The organism is Schwartzia sp. (in: firmicutes) (assembly GCF_978017985.1).
Genome location: NZ_CDXDFU010000184.1, coordinates 1 through 2,884 on the forward strand (window position 1 = coordinate 1; position 2,884 = coordinate 2,884).

Annotated in this window: 4 protein-coding genes; all 4 read right to left on the reverse strand. The window is 50.6% G+C overall.

All coding sequences use genetic code 11. The annotated features are described in order from the left end of the window. A partial coding sequence (locus ACY69O_RS08050; protein ID WP_462332953.1) for a 23S rRNA (pseudouridine(1915)-N(3))-methyltransferase RlmH occupies positions 1 to 183 on the reverse strand: 183 nt, incomplete at its 3' end. 1 nt (position 184) lies between these two features. Next, positions 185 to 1,294 (reverse strand): S1C family serine protease, encoded by a 1,110-nt coding sequence (locus ACY69O_RS08055; protein ID WP_462332956.1) that lies wholly within the window; start codon positions 1,292 to 1,294, stop codon positions 185 to 187. A 34-nt stretch (positions 1,295 to 1,328) separates the two neighbouring features. Next, a complete protein-coding gene (locus ACY69O_RS08060; RefSeq protein WP_462332954.1) occupies positions 1,329 to 2,096 on the reverse strand; it encodes an MBL fold metallo-hydrolase in 768 nt (255 codons plus the stop codon). A 150-nt stretch (positions 2,097 to 2,246) separates the two neighbouring features. Next, on the reverse strand, positions 2,247 to 2,884 hold a 638-nt coding region (locus ACY69O_RS08065), incomplete at its 5' end, for a radical SAM protein (RefSeq protein WP_462332955.1).

A 2,884-nucleotide genomic window follows, 5' to 3' on the forward strand; every position in this document is an offset into this window, starting at 1 on the left:
CTCTCCCTCTTTTGTCAGAACCCTTTCGCGGTCTGCATCAGATGGCTCCTCCGGCATGTGCTCCTCGTTTATTTCCCGTATTTCTACACGGGCAAAGGGAGTAAGTCGTTTCATAAACTCCGCTATGCCCTGCGTAAGATATTTTTCCTTCAGCTTTCCCGCCGCAACTACAGTAATCTTCACTTTACTGCTCCGGTGCTGCGTCCAGCGTTACATCTACATTGAATGTATCATCTCCGCGAGTTATTTTGACCGAAACGGTATCACCCACATTATGGCTGGTAACAGCCGAGCGAAGCTCGCCAACCGTATTCGTCTTTTCTCCGCCTACTTCAAGAATGATATCGCCGCGCTGGATTCCTGCACGTCCCGCAGGTCCCTGCAGGGTAACATTCTGCACGTAAACGCCCGCATCAACATTGAGCTGATAGCCTGCGCGTGCCGCAGTCATTTTATCGAACACACCGACGCCGAGATACGGGCGGATTACCCTGCCGTGCTCCATGATCTGGTCAACGACCTCGCGTACTGTGTTGATAGGAATAGAAAATCCCATGCCCTCAACACCGTTCGCAGCTATTTTCGCGCTGTTGATTCCGATTACAAGTCCGTCAGCATTGGCCAGCGCGCCGCCGGAATTGCCCGGGCTGATTGCGGCGTCGGTCTGAATGAGCTTCAGCTGACGCTCTCCGCCCATGGAAAGCGTACGGTTCAGCGCACTGATTACGCCCACCGTTACACTGCCCTGAAATTCAAGTCCCATAGGATTTCCGATTGCGATTGCAGGCTCTCCGACGACGATTTCATCAGAGTTGCCAAATGAAGCCGTAGGAAGGTCGCTTTCATCAATCTTTACTACCGCTATATCCGTGAGCTCATCCGCACCGATGAGTTTTCCTTTTACACTGCGTCCGTCAGAAAGGGATACGAGTATCTCGCGGGCTCCTTCAATGACGTGATTATTTGTGACGATATAGCCGTCGCTGCGGAAGATAACACCCGAGCCGACACCCTGCTCTACCTGCACCTGATTGTTAAACCAGTCACGGGCAACAGCCTTATTTGTTATACCAACGACAGCAGGACCTACAGATTTGGCTACGCGCACTGCCGGAGTATTCCGCGCATCCGAAAGATTTCCTGAGCCTGTTGAAACCGCCGGGCGCGAGGTCTCAGGAATACCGTTTCCCGATGAAGGCAATGCGCTGAGGCCCGAGCATCCGCTCAAAAGCACGGCTCCCGTAACCGCCATTCCCATGAGAGCGCCTGTCGTATATTTTTTCCAATCCTTCATAACGAATTTCACATTTATCCCTCCCGATAAATAATTACATCCAAACGTCCATATCATTCTGCCGCGCTACTGTGATATCCATGGACAGGGAATCCGCTCCCTGTTCCTTTAATACACGTTCCACAGTTTCCCGCGCAAGCTCCGGACGGTTGTTTTCTTCGCTGAGATGTGCAAGGAATATCTTTTTAGGGCGTTTTCTCATATGTACAAGTGCCCATGCGGCATCCTCATTTGCCAGATGTCCGCGGTTTCCCAGAATACGCTGCTTAAGCGGCCACGGATATGAGCCTCTCTTAAGCATGCCAGGGTCATGATTGGTTTCCAGCACAAGCATATCAGAACCTTCGATAGCTGCCTGAACGGAAGACGTTATAAAACCTAAATCCGTTGCCAGCGTGCATTTTGCCTGTCCTGCGGAAAAGCTGTAGCCTACAGGATCCACCGCGTCATGCAGTGTAGAAAACGCCTGCACCGTCACAGAACCTATTCTCATGTTATCGTGAATGACTCCCAGACGGTCAGCAGGAAGCTCATCTTTTTTCGGCAACGCCGAAAGAGTACCCGGTCTCGTGTATACCCTCGCCTGTGTTGCACGCATCAAAGGACCGAGTCCCTTTATATGGTCGGTGTGCTCATGTGTCAGAAAAACTGCTGACAGCATGTCAGGTGTCACACCGATTTCCTTAAGACTTTTCATCACACGGCGTACACCTATACCGGCATCAACCAGCATGTGAACGCCTTCCATTTCAATATAGACAGAATTTCCCTTGCTGCCGCTTCCGAGTACAGCTGTCTGCATAACCTGCGGTTCCCCTCCAAAAGACAGTTTCCTTTCCGTCATGATAGAAAAGCTGTCTGTAAATAAAATGAAACTTACTCAGAGGGGTTTTACCTCTCTGAGTTCAGTTGAATTTATCCAGCACTCCTTGGCATCGGGCAAACGGTAAAATCAACGCTTGTGCTTTCTGAAACCTGCATCTTCTCCAATAAAGCGTCCGATAGCCTTGATACGTGTTTCCATACATGTACGACAGTGCGCCGGAGTATCAAGCACACAAGCCTTTCCGGGATAAAGCGCGTATTTCTCCCGGGCTTCCCCTTCTGTTACATTCGGCATCACTACATTTGCACCGGAACGAAGAATAAGCTCTCTGCCCTTATGCGGAAGGAGCGTTTCCATAGCTGTAGTTGCAGGAATATTTGCCTCAGGCAGAAGAAGGCGTATTGCAGAAACCATGCGTCGTGTAATCCCTATATCTCCTATTGGCACGTCCCCGAGAGGTGTTTCAGGATTTGGAATCAACGGGCCGATTCCCACCATATCCGCGTCTATACTCTTGAAAAAAAGTATATCCCGTGCCAGAGACTCAACGCTCTGCCCCGGAAGTCCGATGAGGCATCCCGTTCCCACTTCATATCCCAGGTCCTTTATATCGTTTATGCAGCGGCAGCGCTCATCGAAGGACATACCCGGGTCAAGCCTTTCATAAAGCTCCCTGTCGGTTGTCTCTATGCGGATGAGAAATCTGTCAGCTCCCGCTTCACGAAAAGCAGCATATTCTTCACGGCTGCGTTCGCCTATTGAAA

Bases quoted from the DNA above. Each gene is read 5' to 3' on its own strand.
- ACY69O_RS08055 (WP_462332956.1), bottom strand. From the start codon at position 1,294: ATGAAGGATTGGAAAAAATATACGACAGGCGCTCTCATGGGAATGGCG.
- ACY69O_RS08060 (WP_462332954.1), bottom strand. From the start codon at position 2,096: ATGCAGACAGCTGTACTCGGAAGCGGCAGCAAGGGAAATTCTGTCTAT.